Origin of the sequence: Bacillus sp. TL12, from assembly GCF_022625245.1 — a bacterium.
GTDB lineage: Bacteria > Bacillota > Bacilli > Bacillales > Bacillaceae_G > Bacillus_A.
In genome coordinates, this window is sequence record NZ_JAJJBY010000151.1 from 1 (window position 1) to 1,314 (window position 1,314).

At 35.2% G+C, this 1,314-nt stretch carries 1 protein-coding gene and 2 pseudogenes; 2 read left to right on the forward strand and 1 reads right to left on the reverse strand.

The annotated features are described in order from the left end of the window. Positions 1–212: transposase (locus LOK41_RS28150; RefSeq protein ID WP_241819375.1), on the reverse strand; the 212-nt coding region annotated here is incomplete at its 3' end. Positions 213–443: 231 nt separating this feature from the next. Between LOK41_RS28150 and LOK41_RS28155 the strand changes: the two are divergent. Both LOK41_RS28155 and LOK41_RS28160 read left to right on the forward strand, forming a co-directional pair. After that, positions 444–912, forward strand: a pseudogene (locus LOK41_RS28155) (IS6 family transposase); the annotation flags it as partial. Between the two features lie 52 nt (positions 913–964). Beyond that, positions 965–1,293 (forward strand): annotated as a pseudogene (locus LOK41_RS28160) (IS6 family transposase); the annotation flags it as partial. Positions 1,294–1,314: the final 21 nt, after the last annotated feature.

The window sequence follows — 1,314 nt, forward strand, 5'->3', positions numbered from 1 at the left end:
ATACCTTGAGTTCCACTATTTTTTCCACGAGTATCTGTAATATCACCCAATTCTTTATATTTTTTCACCCAATCCTTAAGTTGTGTAGAGCTCCTGATATTATATTGCTTAGCTATAGCTTGATAACTGCCTTCTCCATTTAAATAACTTTGAACAGCTGATAGTTTTAATCCATCTGAATACGTATTGAATGTTGTACCTTTTTTAACCACGAAAAATCCCCTCCAAGTAATAGTGTAACATCCATGTATGTACATGGTCTTTTTACACTGTCTACTTAAAGGGGATAATACCAAATGAAGTGGTCTTTTTTTCGTAAGAGATCCAAACAAAATGGAACAAAAAAAGAACGGTTCTGGTGCAAAAACTATAAGATTTATGTAACTAATCTCTGAAACTTGGACATACTGATACTATTACTCTAGAAAGGGTGCGTGATTGGTATGGAAAAAGAAAATTTGTTCAAATGGAAGCATTATCAGCCTGAACTAATCTTATTAACAGTAAGGTGGTACCTGCGGTACAACTTAAGTTTTCGTGATTTGGTGGAAATGATGGAGGAACGGGGATTATCTTTGGTTCATACAACCATTATGCGTTGGGTTCATCAATACGGTCCTGAATTAGATAAGCGAATTCGACGTCATCTTAAATCAACCAATGACTCGCGGAGAGTCGATGAAACTTATATTAAAGTAAAAGATCAATGGATGTACTTATATCATGCAGTTGATTCAGAGGGGAATACCATTGATTTTTATCTAAGTAAATCAAGAGATAAAAAAGCAGCCAAGCGCTTTTTCGTATGTTTCTAAACCTCGTGTAATAACAGTAGATAAGAATCCTGCCTATCCTGTAGCGATTCAAGAGTTGAAAGAAGAGAAACATATGCCTTCAGGAGTTCTGTTGCAAAGTTTTCTAAACTAAGCTACACTTTCGAAAAAGAAAACGAGGAGAATCACAGATGGGATATTGTAAAGGGAAACAGTTCAAGAAGGATATGATTTTAATAGCCGTTGGCTACTATTGTCGTTTTTCTTTAAGTTATCGCGATGTGTCTGAAATTCTCAAAGAACGTGGTATTTCTATTCATCCAACAACTACCATGCGCTGGGTTCATGAATATGGAAACCTTATCTATCACATTTGGAAAAGAAAAACAAAAACACATTGTTATCTTGGCGTTTGGATGAAACCTATATCAAGGTGAAAGGGAAATGGTGTTATTTATATCGAACAATTGATAAAGAGGGACAAACCCTTGATATTCAACTTCGTCAAAAACGGGACACATAAGCAGCATATGCTTTTATA